Source organism: Protofrankia sp. CiP1_Cm_nod3, from assembly GCF_982290655.1.
In genome coordinates this window covers 1-646 of record NZ_CEVIVD010000058.1, presented here as the reverse complement: position 1 = coordinate 646, position 646 = coordinate 1, and the positions used below count along the sequence as shown (strand labels likewise).

The 646-nt window shown below is 70.3% G+C and carries 1 pseudogene; it reads right to left on the bottom strand.

Features of this window, described 5'->3' with window-relative positions:
• Positions 1-358 (bottom strand): annotated as a pseudogene (locus AC5LUJ_RS13075) (hypothetical protein); the annotation flags it as partial.
• Between the last annotated feature and the right edge of the window lie 288 nt (positions 359-646).

The window sequence follows — 646 nt, the reverse complement described above, 5'->3', positions numbered from 1 at the left end:
CGGACGGGGTCTCGTGCCCGAGGCCGGACAGCGTGGCCAGCCAGCAGCCCTCGGCCTCGGCCGCCCTCGCGAGCGCCGTGGTGACCGTGGCCAGCACCGGGGCGGGACGCGGCGGCTGGCGATCGGTGGCCCGGGTCCGCATGGCCGCGACGAGCGCCCGCTCCTCGGCGCCGGGCGGGTGGTGCCGGCCCGGATGGCGGCCAGCGGCTCCTTGCCCGCGAGGTCCATGTCGAGATCGGCGTACCCGGGCCCCGCCGGACAGAACGGTCACCACCGGCAGCAGGCCGCGGGCCCGCAGCGCCAGGCGCGCGTAGTACAGGGCCGCGCCACAGCTGATCAGCTGCCGCCGTGTTGTCACTTCACGTAGCTGGACGAACGCGGAAAAAATTTCTACGAAGTGCTTGCGATCATGAAAATCGGCCGCTCCGTCGTGTATGTTTATCCCTGCCGGCGGAAAGCCGGGAGACACCAAGGCCGAGTTCATCGCCCAGGTGGCCCCCATCCCCGGCGCGAGCCTCCCGCAGGAGGCTCGGTGGCCCCGAGGCGAATCCCGGATAATTCGGAGACGTTTGACTCGGCGGGGCTAAGTCAGTAAGTTACAACAGTTGCTCCGAGCGGGTTGCCGAAAGGTGCCTCTCGGTCCGCG